This is a genomic window from Thiohalocapsa sp. (assembly GCF_019695415.1).
GTDB lineage: Bacteria > Pseudomonadota > Gammaproteobacteria > Chromatiales > Chromatiaceae > Thiohalocapsa.
The window spans coordinates 1-1,668 of sequence record NZ_JAIFKJ010000163.1 but is presented as its reverse complement, the minus strand read 5'-3'; the positions used below and the strand labels follow the sequence as shown (position 1 = coordinate 1,668).

The 1,668-nt window shown below is 59.1% G+C and carries 1 protein-coding gene; it reads left to right on the top strand.

The window, feature by feature from the left end; translation table 11 throughout:
- Positions 1-30: 30 nt before the first annotated feature.
- The coding region (locus I6U14_RS04335) for an IS1634 family transposase (protein WP_296897150.1) at positions 31-1,668 on the top strand (1,638 nt) is incomplete at its 3' end.

The following is a 1,668-nucleotide window of genomic DNA, read 5'->3' as shown; positions in this document are numbered from 1 at the left end:
TTCGGACTAATAGGTGTGACATTGATTGTCATGTACGTGGACACATGCAAAACCAACGGCGGACGATCAGTTCGACACCTCCTTCGAACCAGCTACCGAGAGGAAGGCCGAGTCAAACACAAGACCATCGCCAATCTCTCCCAATGCAGCGACGAAGAGATTGCCGCGATACGCCTGGCTCTCAAGCACAAGGATCAGCTTGCCGCCTTGGCGGATGGCTCTGGAGATGTGGAACTCAAGCAAGGCACCCGATTTGGCGATATTTACACGATCATGAAGAAGGCGCAGGAGCTGGGAATTGTTCAGGCTCTGGGAGACTCAACAGAAGCCAAGCTGGCTCTCTGGCAGGTTATCGCCCGTGTTGTCGAGCAGGGCTCCCGGCTTTCCGCCGTGCGCCTGGCGGCCAATTCCGCCGCCGTGGATATCCTTGACCTGCCCAGCTTCTGCGAAGACGATCTGTACAAAAACCTTGCTTGGCTGGCGGCCGAACAGTCTCGTATCGAACAGAGCCTGTTGGCATTCCGCCGCCTGCCCGCCGACGGCGACGATTACTACCTTTACGACGTGACCAGTTGCTACCTGGAAGGCACGCAGAACCATTTCGCGGCCTTTGGTTACAACCGCGACAAGAAGAAGGGCAAAATGCAGATCGTTATCGGTTTGCTTTGCGACAACGAGGGTGTGCCGGTGGCCATTGAAGTGTTTGCCGGCAATACTCGTGATACCGCAACCGTCTCTTCGCAGTTGCGCAAGCTGGCCGAACGTTTTGCGGCCGCAAGCATCGTTTTGGTGGGAGATCGGGGGATGCTGAAGGGGCCGCAGATCAACGAACTGCATAGTGATGAGTTCAACTTCAACTACATCACGGCCATCAGCAAGCCGGAGATCCATACCCTGTTGCGCCGCGGCCTGCTGCAGATGGAGCTTTTCGACAGTGACTTGGCGGAGGTCGTCGATGGTCAGATCCGCTACATCCTTCGCTGTAACCCGATGCGCCGGGATGAAATCCGGGCCACGCGAACAAGCAAGCTCAATGCCGTTCGGGCATTGCTGCAGGAACAGAACGAGTATCTTCACGGACACTCGAGGGCTCAGGCAGAGGTTGCCAAGCGCAAGGTCGCCGAAAAGATCGAGAAACTCAAGCTGCAAGGCTTCGTCGCGGTAGCCGGTACCGCGGACAAGCCGCGCGAGCTGCTTTTGGAGATCGACGAGGACGCGCGAGCGGAGGCCGAGAAACTCGACGGCTGCTATGTGATCAAGACCGATGTCCAGGCTGCTCGGGCGGAGAAAGAACAGGTACACCAGCGCTACAAGGATCTGGCTGAAGTGGAGTGGGCTTTCCGGACCGCAAAGAAGAGCTTCCTGGAAACTCAGCCAGTCTATGTCCGTTGTGAAGAGAGCACCCGCGGGCACGTTCTCGTGGTCATGCTGGCCTACATGCTCGTGCAGACGCTCAGCAGAGACTGGGCACAGTTCGACCTACCGGTCGAGGAGGGCCTTGCCAGCCTTCCAACCCTTTGCCCCATGCACATGCCAGTGGGCCCGACCGCGACCTGCAACCAGCCCCCCCAACCGAACGCTCCAAACCGCCGCCTGTGGGACGGCACACCGGTTCCGGCCCCGGCCACCCTCCCCCCCCCAACCCCGCGCGTCACCCCCGCCGACCAA